Raw genomic sequence first — 13,773 nt, forward strand, 5'->3', positions numbered from 1 at the left:
TCATGCCGTCCCGAAGATCTCCTGCAGCTTGCGCAGGGTGTCGCGGATCGACTTCGCGTTCTGCTGCGGCATCTTCATCAGCGCGATGCCCCAGCGCACGGGGGAGCGCGCGTAGTCGAACGTCTCCGTGATGCGCGTGCCGGTGCCGACGGGTTCCAGCTCGTAGCGCCACCGCGCCTTGGCGGGGTGGCACCACGCGATGAGCCGGTCCTGCTCGAACTCGACCACCTCGTTGGTGACCCGGTAGCCGAGCTTGATCTTCATCTGCATGCCGAACGTGGAGCCGAGCACGAGCCTGTCGGGACCGGACACGGCCGCCTGGACCGTTCCGGAGCCGTCGAACTCGTGGTGGCGGTGCGGGTTGGCGAGCAGCGCGAACACCTCGGCGGGTGGCGCGGCGACGACGACCGACGCGCTGACCCTCCGGTCGGCGATCGTGGCCTGCGGCGTCATGCAGAGGCCTTGTGCTTCTTCAGGATCTCCAGCGCCTCGTCGGCGTGGATGTCGAACTTGGTCTCGCTGGCGACGGTGTCGATGATGCGGCGGTCCTGCCCGATCACGAACGTCATGCGCTTGGTCTGCAGACCGCCGGGCAGCCAGGACCGCTTGGCGCCGAGCTCCTTGGCCACCTTCTTGCCCTCGTCGGACAGCAGCGGGTAGCCCAGCGAGTGGGTGGACGCGAACTGGCTCTGCGCGGTGACGTTGTCGCCGCTGATGCCCACCGGCTGCGCGCCGACGGCCGCGAACTCGGCGGCCATGTCGCGGAAGTGGCAGGCCTCCTGGGTGCAGCCGCCGCTGGAGGCGATCGGGTAGAAGAACAGGACCACGGGGCCGTTCTCGAGCAGGGTGCTGAGCTTGCGGGGCGTGCCCGTCTCGTCCTTGAGCTCGAAGTCGCTGACCTGGTCGCCTGCGTTCACGATGATCCTTCCGGGGAGTTGGTGATTTTCTTGGGCGGCAGCGGGATGAACCCGCTCGTCCGCTTCACGTACTCGACGTAGCCGGGCCGGCGCTTGCCGATCGAGGACTCCAGCAGCTTCGCGCCGGTACCCTTGGCCAGCAGCCACGTCATGAGGGCGACGCCGACGAGCCCGATGAGGCCGGCCCAGTGGTGCAGGGCCAGCAGGCCCAGACCCCACCACACGGCGGCGTCACCGAAGTAGTTGGGGTGGCGCGTGTAGCGCCACAGACCCTTGTCCATGACCTGGCCCTTGCTGGCCGGGTCGGCCTTGAACGCGGCGAGTTGCGCGTCGCCGACGGTCTCGAAGAAGAAGCCGGTGCCCCACGACAGCACGCCCAGCACCGTGAGGACGACCATGAGCACGCTGTCCGAGTAGCCGTACATGCCCAGCTGCACCGGCAGCGAGACGATCCACATGATCACGACCTGGGGGACGTAGACCTTGCGGACCATGTGCGCCACCGGGTTGCCCGGCGCGCGCTTCATGATCGCGACGTAGCGCGGGTCCTCGTCGGTACCCCGGTTGCGGCGCTCGATGTGCCACGCCAGGCGGAAGCCCCACACGCACGTCAGCACGGTGATCAGGACCTGGCGCCACAGGTCGCCCTCGCCGAGGGAGAGCAGCAGCGACGCGATGGCGACGACGCCGAAGCCGGCACCCCACACCACGTCGATGCCGTCGTGGCGACCGCCGCGGACCTGAACCGCGACGAACAGGGCCACGGCGAACGTGAGCACGACGACGACGGCCGTCACCCACAGGTTGGTCAGGGCAGCACCCCAGGGGTAGTGGCTCATGGCTTCATCGTGTCGGACGGGCCAGCATCTCGCGTGCCGGTCCGTTCGCCGACGAGCCGTTCGTTGCCTGCTCGTGATCGAGTTCGGGGTCGCGGCCCAACGTGGACGTGCGGCCGCGCGGCAGGCCGGAGCGGCCGTCGGCGTCGGGGCGCACCATCAGCATCTGGTGCACGCCCATCCGGTTCTCCTCGAACGCGAGTGCGGCGCCTGCGAGGTAGAGCAGCCACACGCGGAACTGCTCCTCGCCGATGAGCCGGATCGCCTCGGCCTTGTTGTCCTGCAACGTGTCCAGCCACGGCCGGACCGTCCACACGTAGTGCTCGCGCAGCGAGTGGACGTCGACGACCTCCAGGCCCGAGGCCTCCAGGAAGTTGAGCGTCTCACCGAGCGGGCGCATGTACATGTCCGGCGCGACGTAGCTCTCCATGAACGCGCCGCCGCCGGGGGCGGTGTTGCCACCGGACGCGCCGCGCGACATCTGCTGCAGCAGCAGGCGGCCGTTCGGCAGGAGCAGCTTGTGCAGCTGGGCGGCGTAGACCGGGTAGTTGTCCTGCCCGACGTGCTCGCCCATCTCGATGCTGGAGATCGCGTCGAAGGGCTGGTCCGGGATCTCCCGGTAGTCCTGCAGCCGGATCTCGATCTTGTCCTTCAGGCCCAGCGCCTCGACGCGGGCCATGCCGAACGCGCGCTGCTCTGCCGAGAGCGTGACGCCGACGGCCGTGACGCCGTAGTTCTTCGCGGCGTGGATGAGCAGCGACGCCCACCCGCAGCCGACGTCGAGCAGGCGCATGCCGGGCTTGAGGTCGAGCTTGCGGCAGATCAGGTCGAGCTTGTCGGTCTGGGCCTGCTGCAGGCCGTAGGTCGCGCTCGTCTCCTGCGTCCAGTACCCGCAGGAGTAGGCCATCTGCGGGTCGAGCAGGAACTCGTAGAACTCGTTGGAGAGGTCGTAGTGGTGGCTGATCGCGGCCCTGTCGCGGCGGCGGGTGTGCAGCCCGCCGTCGAGGCGCGCCTCGGACGCCGGGGCCTTCGGCCGCAGGCCCAGGATGCGCAGCTTCGCGGCCACCTTCGTCGCGTCGAGCACGTCGGCGGCCGTGAGCTTCAGCGCGCCGAGGTTCTGCGCCTTCGCGAGCTTCCAGAACCGCGACAGGCCGTCGGCGATATCGCCCTCGACGTCGAGCTCACCGGCCACGAACGCGCGGGCCAGCCCGAGCTCGCCCGGGTTCCACAGCAGGCGCCGCAGTGCGCGGCGGTGCCGGATGATCGCGACGGGCGAGTCCGCCGGACCGGACTCGGAGCCGTCCCACGCGCGGATGCGGATGGGCAGCGGCGCGCCGATCAGGCGCTCGACCAGCTCGGCGAGCTGGGGGGCGACGGGGCTGGGCACAGGGGCTCCTTCTTCGGCAGGGGTCGTGCGCGGATATCGGTGCCGGGGCACCGGTATCCGCGCACGGGGTGGGTCAGCGGCGGGTGAGCGAGAGCTGGTAGACGTCGAGGTAGCCGACGCGGAACCCGGCCTCGCAGTAGGCGAGGTAGAACTCCCACATGCGGCGGAAGGTCTCGTCGAAGCCCAGGGCCGCGACGTCCTCCCAGCGGCCGTTGAACCGCTTCAGCCAGTGGGCCAGCGTGCGGGCGTAGTCCGGACCGAGGCTCCGCCGCTCGGCGATGCGCAGGCCGGTGTGGTCGGCCAGGTTCTGCTCGATCGCCTCCACCGACGGGATCACACCGCCGGGGAAGATGTACTTCGAGATCCAGGTGTAGTCGTTCTGCGAGATCACCATGCGGTCGTGGGGCATGGTGATGGCCTGCAGGCCGACCTTGCCGCCGGGCTTGAGGAGCCGGTCGAGCGCGGCGAAGAACGTGGGCCAGTAGGCCACGCCCACGGCCTCGATCATCTCGACGCTCACCACGGCGTCGTACTGGCCCTGGGCCTCGCGGTAGTCGCGCAGCAGCACCTGCACGCGGTCGCTCATACCCGCGGCCTCGATGCGCTCCTCGGCGAGCTTCGCCTGCTCGGCCGAGATCGTCAGCGTGGTGACGCGGGCGCCGCGCTGCGCGGCCCGCAGGGCCAGGCCGCCCCAGCCGGTGCCGATCTCCAGCACGTGCTTGCCCTCGGTGACGCCGGCCATGTCGAGGATGCCGTCGATCTTGCGGTTCTGGGCGTCGACCAGGTCGTCGCTGCCGTCCGCGAACCACGCCGACGAGTAGGACATCGTGTCGTCGAGGAAGATGCCGAACAGCTCGTTGGACAGGTCGTAGTGGCGCGAGATGTTCTCCCGCGACCCCTCCACCGTGTTCACCTCCTCCTTCGGCTGACGCGCCTCGGCGAAACGGCGGCCGATGCGCTGGAACAACGGTGGGATCAGCGTCGAGAGCTTGGCCGCGAAGGGCGTCAGCAGGCCGGCGAGGTTCGTGGTGGTCCAGTCACCGACCATGTACGACTCGCCGAAGCCGATCTTGGAGTTGCAGCCGAGGCGGTGGAAGAACGCGGCGGGCCGCACGATGCGCATGACGGGGGAGTCGGGGCCGCCGGCGCCGAGACGCTCGCCGCCGGGGAACACCACCCGCACCGGGAGGTTCTTGACCGCACCGCGGAACAGCGACTCGGCGATGCGCGCGCGCACCGCGGAGTGCGGCGGCGTGGCCAGACCCGGCCAGACCCCCTCGTTGGGGCGCGGGACGAAGTGGTTGTTCGATCGCTTGACGACCGCAGGAGCGGGCGCCTTCTCCATGGGTTCGGTACTCACTGAACGCCCTCCTGTGGATGATGCTTCGGTCGACGGATCACGGGCAGCCGCCGCAGCCACAGCGTGATGCCGTGGCGGCGGATCAGTGCCGACGTGCGGTAGGTCATGAGGGGACGGCGGGCCAGCATCCGCACCAGCGCGGCCGGGGTGGCCGCGCGCCGGGTGCCGACCACGGTGGCGGTGATCGCCATCCTGCTGTCCTGGTGGAGCGTGACGGCGATGCCGAGCCGGTCGTCGGGCTCGCGCAGCGACATCCGGTACTCGCCGTCGACGGTGAGGAACGGCGAGACGTAGAAGTCCTTCGGTGTGCGCGCGTGGCCCGCGTCGTCGGTGTGCAGCAGGTAGCAGTGCCGCTCGCCGTAGGTGTTGTGCACCTCCGCGACGACGCACTCCAGCGAGCCGTCCGGGCGGTGGCACCAGTACACGCTGATCGGGTTGAAGACGTAGCCCAGCAACCGGGCGTTGGCCAGCATGAGCACCTGGCCGCCCTGCAGGTCGACGCCCTGGCCGGCGAGCCAGGCGTCGAGGTTCTGGCGGATCGAGCGCTGCGGGTCGCCGAGGTGGTCGCGCGCCTCGAAGCGGGCGAACGGCCGAAGCCAGCGGGGCAGCTCCGGCAGGGCGTCGATGTCGACGAGCCAGAGGTAGATGGAGTGGTCGAACTTCCGCGTCATCGTCTGCTTGCGGACGTGGGTGACGGTGGCGTCGTAGAGCACGGGTGCCGGAGGCGCGCTCACCAGCCCGCTCCCAGCGACGCCGCCGCGCGGACGCCCGCCGCGCAACCGTCCTCGTGGAAGCCCCAGCCGTGGTAGGCGCCGGCGAAGGCGACGGTGCCGTCGTTGAGGGCGGGCAGACGCCGCTGCGCCGCCACCGACTCCGGCGTGTAGATGGGGTGCTCGTAGTGCATCGTCGCGATGACGCGGTCCTGGTCGACGCGGTCGGTGCCGTTGAGCGTCACCACGTAGTCGTCGGGCTCCGAGAGGCGCTGCAGCCGGTTCATGTCGTAGCTGACCAGCACCGGCGCGCCGTCGCTCGTGGAGCACGCGGACTTGAGGTAGTTCCACGACGCCCGTGCGTTCACCCGCCGCGGGAGCACCGAGGTGTCGTGGTGGAGCTGCGTGGTGTTCTGCGAGTACGCGAACGCGCCGAGCACCGCGCTCTCGTCGGCGGTGGGGTCGGCCAGCATGCCCAGAGCCTGCTCGGGGTGCGTGGCGATGACGACCTTGTCGGCGCGGTGCACGGCGTCGGAGTCGTCACGGATCTCGATGCCCTCGGCCGTGCGCGTGACGGCGCGGACGGGCGTGGAGACCGAGACGGCCCCCAGCTCCTTCGCGACCTTCTCGACGTAGCTGCGCGAGCCGCCGGTGACCGTGCGCCACTGGGGCGAGTCGCCCACCGAGAGCAGGCCGTGGTGGTTGAGGAACGTGAACAGGTAGCGGGCCGGGTAGGTCATCGACACCGACTCACCCGCCGACCACACCGCCGACACCACCGGGAGCATGAAGTGCTCGGTGAAGTAGCGGGAGTAGCCGCCGATGGCGAGGAACGCGCCCAGCGTGACGTCGCCCGCCCGCTCGTCGGCCAGCACCCGGCGGGCGTGGCGGTGGAAGCGCACGACCTCGCCGAGCATCTTCAGGTAGGCCGGCCGGGTGACGTTGGAGGCCTGCGGGAACAGCCCGCCGAGCTTGCGCGCCCCCGCGTACTCCAGGCCGCAGCCCTCGCAGCGCACGCTCATCGACATGTCCGACTCCTGCGTGGCCACCCCGAGCTCGCCGAACAGCCGCAGCAGGTTCGGGTAGGTGCGCTCGTTGTGGACGATGAACCCGGAGTCGACGTTGGCGGTGCCGCCGTCGGAGGTGGGCAGCTCGTGGGTGTGGGCGTGGCCGCCGAGGCGTCCGTCGGCCTCGAAGAGCGTGACGTCGTAGCGCCGCTGCAACAGGTAGGCGGCGGTCAGCCCGGCGACGCCGGATCCGACGACGGCAGCGGTGGGACGGGTCATCTGGGCTCCAGTTCAGTGAGCGGCGAGTTCGACACGGAGGCCGCTCGGTGTGGGTTGCGTGAAAGCATTCGCAATGTCGGGGTCCTCGGGTTCGATCCCCGTGACACCCAGCACGAAGCGCAGCACCAGCGACTGCCAGTCGGCTGCCCGGCTCAGCATGAAGTGTCCGGCCCCGCGCACGTCGAAGCGGGCGATCCGGGAGGTCACGGCCTTGGCCCGCAGCGCGTAGTCGTAGGACGCCTCCGGCGACGTCCACCGCTCGCGGTCGCCGTGGGCGATCAGCACCGTGCGGCCGGCGAGCTGCCGCACCGGATCGGACCCGTCGAGCCAGGGGGCCAGCGCGCACACGGCGGTGACGTTGTGGCCACCCGCGGCGCCGAGCGCGGCCCGTCCGCCCATGGAGTGTCCGAGCAGCACCACCGGCACACCCGGGTGCTGCCGGGAGAGCTCCTCCAGTGCCCACTCGGCGTCGCGCCGGGCGTCGTTCGCCGGGGCGTTCCAGCCGCGGTGGCGGTAGCGGAGCATGAACACGGCGAGCTCGTCGTGCCTCGCGAGCGCGCGGGCGAACGGCAGCATCCGCCGGTAGGTCAACCGCTTGCGCTCGCCGCTCTCGCGGCTGTGGGCCCGGCCGCCGTGCAGGACGAGCACGATCGACGACGACGGCGCTGCGGCGGGGGATCCCACCGGTTCCAGGCGGGGGAGGAGCGGGGTGTCGGGCACAGCAGACCTCTCGATGGTGAAGAAGGTGCAACACCAGTGTCGGTGGTTGTTCTGCCGAGCGCCCGCACCCGGACGGGCGCTGCGAGAGAGGTCACACCACCGGTCCCACGAAGTCGATCGATCCTCCTACGATGTGGGGCATGACGCTCACCCGACCACTGACGGTGCGGGAGAAGCTCGCGCTCACGTTCTCGCGACGGCGCCGGGGGTCCGGATTCTGGTTCGGCTTCGCGATCTGGGCACTGTGGCCGTGGACGATGTTCGGCACCCGCATCGGCTGGACGGGCGGCGAGCACATCCCCCGCGAGGGCGGCGCCCTGCTCGCCATCAACCACGTGTCGTTCGCCGACCCGATCTTCGACGTCGCGCTCACCGTCTCGCACGGCCGGATGCCGCGGTTCCTGGCGAAGGCCGAGCTGTGGGATATCCCCGTCGTGCGCTCGGTGCTGGCCAAGGGCGGCCACATCCCCGTCTACCGCACCTCGGCGCGCGCCAGCGACGCCTTCCGCGGCGCCATCGAGGCCGTCGAGCGCGGGGAGATCGTGGCGTTCTACCCCGAGGGCACCTACACCGCCGACCCCGGCGGCTGGCCGATGAAGGCCAAGAACGGCATCGGACGCATCGCGCTGGTCACCGGGGCACCGGTGATCCCGGTGGCGAACTGGGGCAGCCAGAACGTGCTCAAGCCGGGCTCCGGTCTGCCGCGGCTGTTCCCGCGCAAGCGCGTCGATGTGGTGGTGGGCCCGCCCGTGGACCTGTCCCGGTGGCTCGGCGGCCCCCGCACGCGCACGGCCCTCGACGGCGTCACGGCGGCGATCATGGCCGACGTCACGAAGCTGGTGGCCGGCATCCGGGGCGAGGAACCCCCGGCGGAGCCGTTCGACCCGGCGGCCAAGCCCGCGCTGGAGGACCCGTCGGCCCAGGCCAGTTGAGATCACCGTCCGCGGTGCGGCTCCCGCACCGCGGACAGTGGTCACGCGGCCTTGGTGGCCAGCTTCTCCAGGCGCTTGGTGGTGGGCCAGCGGACGTTGCTCGCCCAGCCCAGCTTCTCGAAGATCCAGATCACGCGCGCCGAGATGTCGATCTGCCCGCGCTGGACGCCGTGGCGGGCGCAGGTGGGGTCGGCGTGGTGCAGGTTGTGCCACGACTCGCCGGCGCTCAGGATCGCGAGCGGCCAGACGTTGCGGGAGTGGTCGCGGGAGGCGAAGGGCTGGTCACCGATCATGTGGCAGATCGAGTTGATCGACCAGGTGACGTGGTGCAGCAGCCCGACGCGCACGAGGCCGGCCCAGAAGAACGCGGTGAACGCGCCCCACCACGACATGGTGATGAGCCCACCCAGCAGCGCGGGCCCGAGCAGCGTGACGACCGACCAGACCACGAACAGCCGGTTGACGCGGACGATGTCGGAGTCGGCCAGCAGGTCGGGGGTGAAGCGCTTCGCGTTGGTGGTGTCGCGGTCGAACAGCCAGCCGGTGTGGGCGTGGTAGAAGCCCTTGGCGAGCGCGCGGGTGGTGTCGCCGTACAGCCACGGGGAGTGCGGGTCGCCCTCCTTGTCGCTGAACGCGTGGTGGCGGCGGTGGTCGGCCACCCACGTGATGACGGGGCCCTGCATCGCCAGCATCCCGGCGACGGCCAGCGCGATGCGCAGCGGCCGCTTCGCCTTGAACGAGCTGTGGGTGAAGTAACGGTGGAAGCCCACGGTGATGCCCAGGCAGCTGACGATGTAGAACGCTGCGCCGATCGCGACGTCGGTCCAGGTCAGGCCCCAGCCCCACGCGAACGGGACGGCCACGACGATCGCCAGGAGCGGCAGGATGACGAACGCGTAGACGGCGATCTGCGCGGCCATGCCGCGCTGGCCGTCGATGACCGGCTTGGGTCCGGCGGCCGGCCGGGTCGGGCTGTCTACAGCGGTCATGGGCGGGGCACCTCGGGTGTCTCGTCGGAAAGGGTGGCCTTACTCAAACGTGTGTAGCAGGCATTCGGTGCCCGGCGGCACCGCGGATCGTGTGTGACGTCCTACAGTTCGAGGCCGAGCAGGGCGTTCTCGACCACTTCGGGCAGGGCGGGATGGATCCAGTACTGCCCGCGCGCCATGTCCGTGGCGTTCAGTCCGAAGGACATCGCCTGGATCAGCGGCTGCACCACGATGGAGGCCTGCGGGCCCATGACGTGCGCTCCGAGCAGCCGACCGGTGCCCCGCTCGGCCAGGATCTTGCAGAAGCCGGTGGTGTCCTCCATGGCCCAGCCGTAGGCGACGTCGCCGTACTCCTGGATCTTCACCGCGTAGTCGAGATCCTGGTCACGGCACTGCGCCTCGGTGAGCCCGACCGACGCGATCTGGGGGTCGGTGAACACCGCCGAGGGCACGAACCGGTGGTCGGTGGCGCGCAGCGTGTCGGGGTGCAGGAGGTTGTGCTGCACGACCTTCGACTCGTGGTTGGCCACGTGCTTGAGCTGGTAGGGCGAGCTGACGTCGCCGAGCGCCCAGATTCCCTCGACGGGCGTGCGCTGGAACTCGTCGACGACGACGCGGCCGTCGTCGTGGGTGGGGACGCCGGCCTCGCCCAGGTCCAGGCGGTCGCCGTTGGGGGTGCGGCCGGCGGCCACGAGCAGCACGTCGGCGTCGAGCACGGTGCCGTCGTCGAGGGTGACGCGGATGGCGCCCGGAGTGCCCGTGACGCTGGTGATCTTCCGCGTGAGGTGGGTGTCCCAGCGCTCCGAGGCGATCGCGGTGAACCGCTCCGACACCGTCTCGTCCTGGCCGCGCAGCATCGTGCCGCTGCGACCGATGATCGAGACCTTCGCGCCGAACGCGGAGAACACGTGCGCGAACTCGGCCGCGATGTAGCCGCTGCCGACGATCACCAGGTGCTCCGGCACGTCGTCGATGCGCATGATCGTGTCGGAGGTGTGGAACGGGACGCCCGAGTCGGCGATCACGTCGGGCACGGTGGGGCGTCCACCTGCGGCGATCACGATCTGGTCGGCGGTGAACGGCTCGCCCCCGTCGACGCTCAGTTCCTTGGGCCCGGTGAAGCGCCCGTGCCCCTCGTACACCGTGACGTTCGGGGAGCGCTCGCCCGCGCGGTACTCGCGGCCGCCCGCGGAGATGGGGTCGATGCGGCCGAAGACGCGGTCGCGGATGTCGGTCCAGCGGACCTTGTCCAGCGTGGCGTCGATGCCGTAGCGGCTCGCATGGCGGATGTGCTCGGCGACGTCGGCGGGGTAGACGTACATCTTGGTGGGGATGCAGCCGACGTTCAGGCAGGTGCCGCCGAACACCCCGTGCTCGATGAGGGCGACGTCGCGATCGGCGAACCGTTCGTCGACGATGGAGTTGCCCGAGCCGGTACCGATGACGACGAGATCGTGATGGCGCACCTGACCAGGCTACAAGTCGGTCTTGCGCCTGCCGGCCGTGAGCTTCCAGAGGCCCCAACCCGTAATACCTGCCACCAGTCCGAAGCCCAGGTGGAACAGGGCCTTGTCGCCGAGAGTGGCGACCCCCGTGCCGTGCAGCACCGTCGTGGCGAGCGCGACGAGATGGACGGGCGCGGCGACCAGGGCGAGCAGGACCGGGTGCCGCCGCACGGCCGGCACGGAGAGCGCCGCGTCGAGCAGCACGGCCGCGGCCGCGTAGCGCAGGGCTGTCGTCGGGTCGGTGCCCAGGCCGATCGCCACCAGCGACGACGCGGCGCCGACGGCGGTGGCGGTGCCCCGCGGGCGGGCGATGAGCGCCACCGCCACCAGCACCGACAGCCAGAGCAGGCCGCGGTGGCCGGGCAACCCGACCGGGATGCGCAGCTCGCTCTCGACCGCGAGGGCGGCGACGGCCACGACGGGCAGGGCGAGGCGGGCGGCGCTCGCGCCGCGCACTGCGATGGCCATCCTCTGACGGTAGCCACTACCGTGCCCGCTGAACAGGGCGGCGATCGGGAGTGCTGTGCGGATCCGGCTGATGCTCGCGTGTGCGGGCCTGGTGCTCGTGGGGTGCGGCGCCCCCGGGGGGTACACGCTGACCGTCGCCCGCGGCGGCCAGCAGCTCGCCGCCTTCGATCTCGCCGCCCTGCAGGCGCTGCCGCAGACCCGCATCACCACCCCGGGCACCGGCAACGGCGGTGAGCAGGACGAGCCGGGCGTCGTCGCGGTGCTGGAGAAGGCCGGGGCCGCGACGTTCACCGGCGTCGCCGTCACCGGGGACGAGGGCACCCGCACGTTCACCGCGGCCGAGGTGGCCGGTGCGGTCCTGGACATCACCAACCGGGGCACCACCAAGTTCGCCTCGGCGGGCGTCGGCCAGGATCGGTGGGTGCACAACGTGACGACCATCGACGTGAAGCCGTGACCGCCCTCGACGGGGTCGACCTCCTCGTCGCCCTCGACGACACCGACGACCTGCACAGCCCCGGCACCGGACGGCGCTGCCGCGGGCTGATGGAGGCGTTGGAGGCGGCCGGCCTCGGCACCCCGGCCGGGGCGACCCGCCACCAGCTGCTCGTGGACGACCGCATCCCCTACACCTCCCACAACTCCAGCGCCTGCATCCACTGGCGGCTCACCGGGTCGGCCGCCGACGTGATCGCGCTGGCCGGGCCGTTCCTGGTCGAGCACAGCGCGGCCGCGGCCGACCCCGGGCTGGCGGTCGTCGATCCGCGCCACGTGGACCGGGAGGCGCTCGTCGCGTTCGGCCGGTCCGCGCAGACGTCCGTGCTCACGCAGGACGCCGCCCAGGACCTCGCCGGCCGCACCGGCGTCCACCTCTCCGGGCACGGCGGCACCGACGGCGGCGTCATCGGGGCGCTCGCGGCGGTCGGGCTGGCGCTGTCGGGCTCCGACGGGCTGTTCCTCTCCATGCCCGGTATCCGGGATCTGGGTGGGGCCTGCACCTACGCCGAGCTGCGGGCGCTGGTGCCGATCGACCTCGCCCGCGGGCCCGACGGCGCCGAGCCGGCAGCGGGCGACCGCCTCGAGCTCGGCGACTGGGTGCGTCCCGTCCTGCTCGACGGGCTGGCCGTGCTGCTGCTGCAGCCGCCGGTCGACGGGGTGTGGGCGGTGCAGCCGAGGGCCGTGGTCAAGCGGTACTAGGACCGTGTCTGGTAGATATGCCCGATGAGCAGCGAGGCCCTGGCAGCCACCGTCCACCGCGCCTGGGCGGCCGACCTCGACGCCCGCACGCTCTACGAGATCCTGCGGCTGCGCGTCGACGTCTTCGTCGTCGAGCAGGCGTGCGCGTACGGCGAGCTCGACGGCCGCGACATCGAGCCCCGCGCGCGGCACTACTGGCTCGGCGGCGACGGGCGCACACCCGGGCCGGTCCTGGGCTGCCTGCGCCTGCTGAAGGAGCCCGGCGGCGAGTACCGGATCGGCCGGCTGTGCACGGCGCGGTCCGCGCGGGCGCGCAGCCTCGGCCGCCGCCTGATGGAGGCGGCGCTCGGCGAGGTCGGCGACGGTGTCTGCGTGCTCGACGCGCAGGAGCACCTCGCCGGCTTCTACGTCGGGTACGGCTTCACGGCCAGCGGCCCGGCCTACGACTGGGACGGCGTGTCCCACGTCCCCATGCGGCGGGAGCGCCGCTCCTAACCCGCGGCCCGCTTGCGGACGTCCGGCGGGAAGGTCTTCGCGTCGACGCACTGCTGCGACCAGTTCTCCAGCGCGGCCGTGACGCCGGCGAGGTCGGCGCCCAGCGCACCGACCAGCGCGTCCTGGGTGCGGTCGGTGGCGGCCTCGATCGCGTCGCGGGTGGTGCGGCCCGCCTCGGTGATCGCGCCGCCGAGCAGCAGCCCGTCGGCCTCCAACCGGGCGACGGCGGCGTCCTGCACCTCCTGCGGCCACGCCCGCGTGCCGCTGTACTCACCGATGGGGTAGCCCAGCCAGACCTCCATCAGGATGCCCATCCGCACCGGGTCCAGGCCCGCCGCGATGCTCGCGGCCACGTGCCCGTCCCCGCGGTGCTCGCGCACGAGGTCCGCGGTGCGCCAGAGCCGGGCGAACGGGTCGTCGAGGCGGGGTTGCGACCGCAGGGCGGAGAACAGCACCCGGCCGGTGCCGTCGAGGTCGGCGACGGCGCGTTCCAGCAGGTCCGCCACCCGCGCGACCTCGGTCTCGTCCGCGTCGGCGAGGACACCGCGCAGGCTCGCCGTGGTGGCCCGGTCGCGGACGGCGATCAGCTCGGCCAGCGGCAGCAGGCCACGCCCCTCGGTCCACAGGGCGTCGACGAGCCCGGGTTCGAACACGCCGAACGTCGCCGCGACCACCGACGACGGCACGTCGCCGAGCGGGGCGGCCCGGCCCGTCACGTAGCCGGTGAGGAAGTTGTACCCGTGCTCGGCGAGCGCCGCGTTGGTGCCGGGGGACCACACCCCGTGCATGGCCACCGGCTCCAGCGCGTCGCGGAGGCGGCGGGCGGGGGAGGCACCGGCCACCGGATCGGGGACGGCGACACCCACCGGTGGCGCGGCGAAGAACACGTCGAGTGCGGCCTGGTAGTCCATGACCTGACGCTAGCGAACCGGGACGGGGAGTGTGCGGGATACTTGGGGCGCACGGGCGAC

Annotated in this window: 16 protein-coding genes; 4 read left to right on the forward strand and 12 right to left on the reverse strand. The window is 71.6% G+C overall.

Annotation, left to right across the window (positions count from 1 at the left end; genetic code table 11):
* The 8 genes from BGP03_RS14720 to BGP03_RS14755 form a co-directional block, all read right to left on the reverse strand.
* Nucleotides 1–453, reverse strand: a complete 453-nt coding sequence (locus BGP03_RS14720; RefSeq protein WP_298801099.1) for an SRPBCC family protein — start codon at nt 451–453, stop codon at nt 1–3.
* Entirely contained in the window at nt 450–917 is a 468-nt protein-coding gene (locus BGP03_RS14725) for a peroxiredoxin (protein WP_296375979.1), read from the reverse strand. Before BGP03_RS14725 ends, BGP03_RS14720 begins: the two co-directional genes overlap by 4 nt.
* Nucleotides 914–1,756 carry a DUF1295 domain-containing protein gene (locus BGP03_RS14730; protein WP_298801100.1) on the reverse strand — a complete coding sequence of 281 codons (843 nt, stop codon included), beginning with the start codon at nt 1,754–1,756 and terminating at the stop codon, nt 914–916. The genes BGP03_RS14725 and BGP03_RS14730 overlap by 4 nt, the downstream gene beginning before the upstream one ends.
* A 4-nt stretch (nt 1,757–1,760) precedes the next feature.
* Entirely contained in the window at nt 1,761–3,140 is a 1,380-nt protein-coding gene (locus BGP03_RS14735; RefSeq protein WP_296375983.1) for a cyclopropane-fatty-acyl-phospholipid synthase family protein, read from the reverse strand.
* A 73-nt stretch (nt 3,141–3,213) separates the two neighbouring features.
* Nucleotides 3,214–4,485, reverse strand: coding sequence for a cyclopropane-fatty-acyl-phospholipid synthase family protein (locus BGP03_RS14740; protein ID WP_296376038.1), 1,272 nt, complete (start codon nt 4,483–4,485; stop codon nt 3,214–3,216).
* 11 nt (nt 4,486–4,496) lie between these two features.
* Complete coding sequence (locus BGP03_RS14745; protein WP_296375986.1) at nt 4,497–5,234, reverse strand: DUF1365 domain-containing protein; 738 nt, start codon at nt 5,232–5,234, stop codon at nt 4,497–4,499.
* Nucleotides 5,231–6,496 (reverse strand): FAD-dependent oxidoreductase, encoded by a 1,266-nt coding sequence (locus tag BGP03_RS14750; protein ID WP_296375989.1) that lies wholly within the window; start codon nt 6,494–6,496, stop codon nt 5,231–5,233. The genes BGP03_RS14745 and BGP03_RS14750 overlap by 4 nt, the downstream gene beginning before the upstream one ends.
* 12 nt (nt 6,497–6,508) lie before the next feature.
* Entirely contained in the window at nt 6,509–7,216 is a 708-nt protein-coding gene (locus tag BGP03_RS14755) for an alpha/beta fold hydrolase (RefSeq protein WP_296375991.1), read from the reverse strand.
* A gap of 140 nt (nt 7,217–7,356) precedes the next feature.
* On the opposite strand from BGP03_RS14755, the gene BGP03_RS14760 reads away from it, so the two are divergent.
* Nucleotides 7,357–8,148, forward strand: a complete 792-nt coding sequence (locus tag BGP03_RS14760; protein ID WP_296375994.1) for a lysophospholipid acyltransferase family protein — start codon at nt 7,357–7,359, stop codon at nt 8,146–8,148.
* A gap of 41 nt (nt 8,149–8,189) precedes the next feature.
* Here BGP03_RS14760 and BGP03_RS14765 read toward each other — a convergent pair whose 3' ends face one another.
* From BGP03_RS14765 to BGP03_RS14775, 3 genes are all read right to left on the reverse strand, one after another.
* Entirely contained in the window at nt 8,190–9,137 is a 948-nt protein-coding gene (locus BGP03_RS14765; protein ID WP_296375996.1) for an acyl-CoA desaturase, read from the reverse strand.
* A gap of 101 nt (nt 9,138–9,238) precedes the next feature.
* A complete protein-coding gene (locus BGP03_RS14770) occupies nt 9,239–10,603 on the reverse strand; it encodes a mycothione reductase (RefSeq protein ID WP_298801102.1) in 1,365 nt (454 codons plus the stop codon).
* 9 nt (nt 10,604–10,612) lie between these two features.
* A complete protein-coding gene (locus BGP03_RS14775) occupies nt 10,613–11,110 on the reverse strand; it encodes a hypothetical protein (protein ID WP_298801103.1) in 498 nt (165 codons plus the stop codon).
* A 55-nt stretch (nt 11,111–11,165) separates the two neighbouring features.
* On the opposite strand from BGP03_RS14775, the gene BGP03_RS14780 reads away from it, so the two are divergent.
* From BGP03_RS14780 to BGP03_RS14790, 3 genes are read left to right on the forward strand one after another with little or no spacing between them, the layout of a single operon-like run.
* Entirely contained in the window at nt 11,166–11,567 is a 402-nt protein-coding gene (locus BGP03_RS14780) for a hypothetical protein (protein ID WP_298801104.1), read from the forward strand.
* Nucleotides 11,564–12,307: a hypothetical protein gene (locus BGP03_RS14785; protein WP_296376003.1), complete on the forward strand. Its 744-nt coding sequence runs from the start codon at nt 11,564–11,566 to the stop codon at nt 12,305–12,307. The genes BGP03_RS14780 and BGP03_RS14785 overlap by 4 nt, the downstream gene beginning before the upstream one ends.
* Before the next feature lie 24 nt (nt 12,308–12,331).
* Complete coding sequence (locus BGP03_RS14790; protein ID WP_296376004.1) at nt 12,332–12,802, forward strand: GNAT family N-acetyltransferase; 471 nt, start codon at nt 12,332–12,334, stop codon at nt 12,800–12,802.
* On the opposite strand, the gene BGP03_RS14795 is transcribed toward BGP03_RS14790, so the two are convergent.
* Nucleotides 12,799–13,713, reverse strand: coding sequence for a hypothetical protein (locus BGP03_RS14795; RefSeq protein WP_296376006.1), 915 nt, complete (start codon nt 13,711–13,713; stop codon nt 12,799–12,801). The two genes, BGP03_RS14790 and BGP03_RS14795, sit on opposite strands and share 4 nt — an antisense overlap.
* Nucleotides 13,714–13,773: the final 60 nt, after the last annotated feature.

Source organism: Pseudonocardia sp. 73-21 (assembly GCF_001899645.1).
Classification (GTDB): Bacteria; Actinomycetota; Actinomycetes; order Mycobacteriales; family Pseudonocardiaceae; genus Pseudonocardia.

Bases quoted from the DNA above. Each gene is read 5' to 3' on its own strand.
- BGP03_RS14750 (WP_296375989.1), bottom strand. From the start codon at position 6,496: ATGACCCGTCCCACCGCTGCCGTCGTCGGATCCGGCGTCGCCGGGCTG.
- BGP03_RS14775 (WP_298801103.1), bottom strand. From the start codon at position 11,110: ATGGCCATCGCAGTGCGCGGCGCGAGCGCCGCCCGCCTCGCCCTGCCC.
- BGP03_RS14730 (WP_298801100.1), bottom strand. From the start codon at position 1,756: ATGAGCCACTACCCCTGGGGTGCTGCCCTGACCAACCTGTGGGTGACG.
- BGP03_RS14795 (WP_296376006.1), bottom strand. From the start codon at position 13,713: ATGGACTACCAGGCCGCACTCGACGTGTTCTTCGCCGCGCCACCGGTG.
- BGP03_RS14760 (WP_296375994.1), top strand. From the start codon at position 7,357: ATGACGCTCACCCGACCACTGACGGTGCGGGAGAAGCTCGCGCTCACG.
- BGP03_RS14790 (WP_296376004.1), top strand. From the start codon at position 12,332: ATGAGCAGCGAGGCCCTGGCAGCCACCGTCCACCGCGCCTGGGCGGCC.
- BGP03_RS14720 (WP_298801099.1), bottom strand. From the start codon at position 453: ATGACGCCGCAGGCCACGATCGCCGACCGGAGGGTCAGCGCGTCGGTC.
- BGP03_RS14740 (WP_296376038.1), bottom strand. From the start codon at position 4,485: ATGGAGAAGGCGCCCGCTCCTGCGGTCGTCAAGCGATCGAACAACCAC.
- BGP03_RS14765 (WP_296375996.1), bottom strand. From the start codon at position 9,137: ATGACCGCTGTAGACAGCCCGACCCGGCCGGCCGCCGGACCCAAGCCG.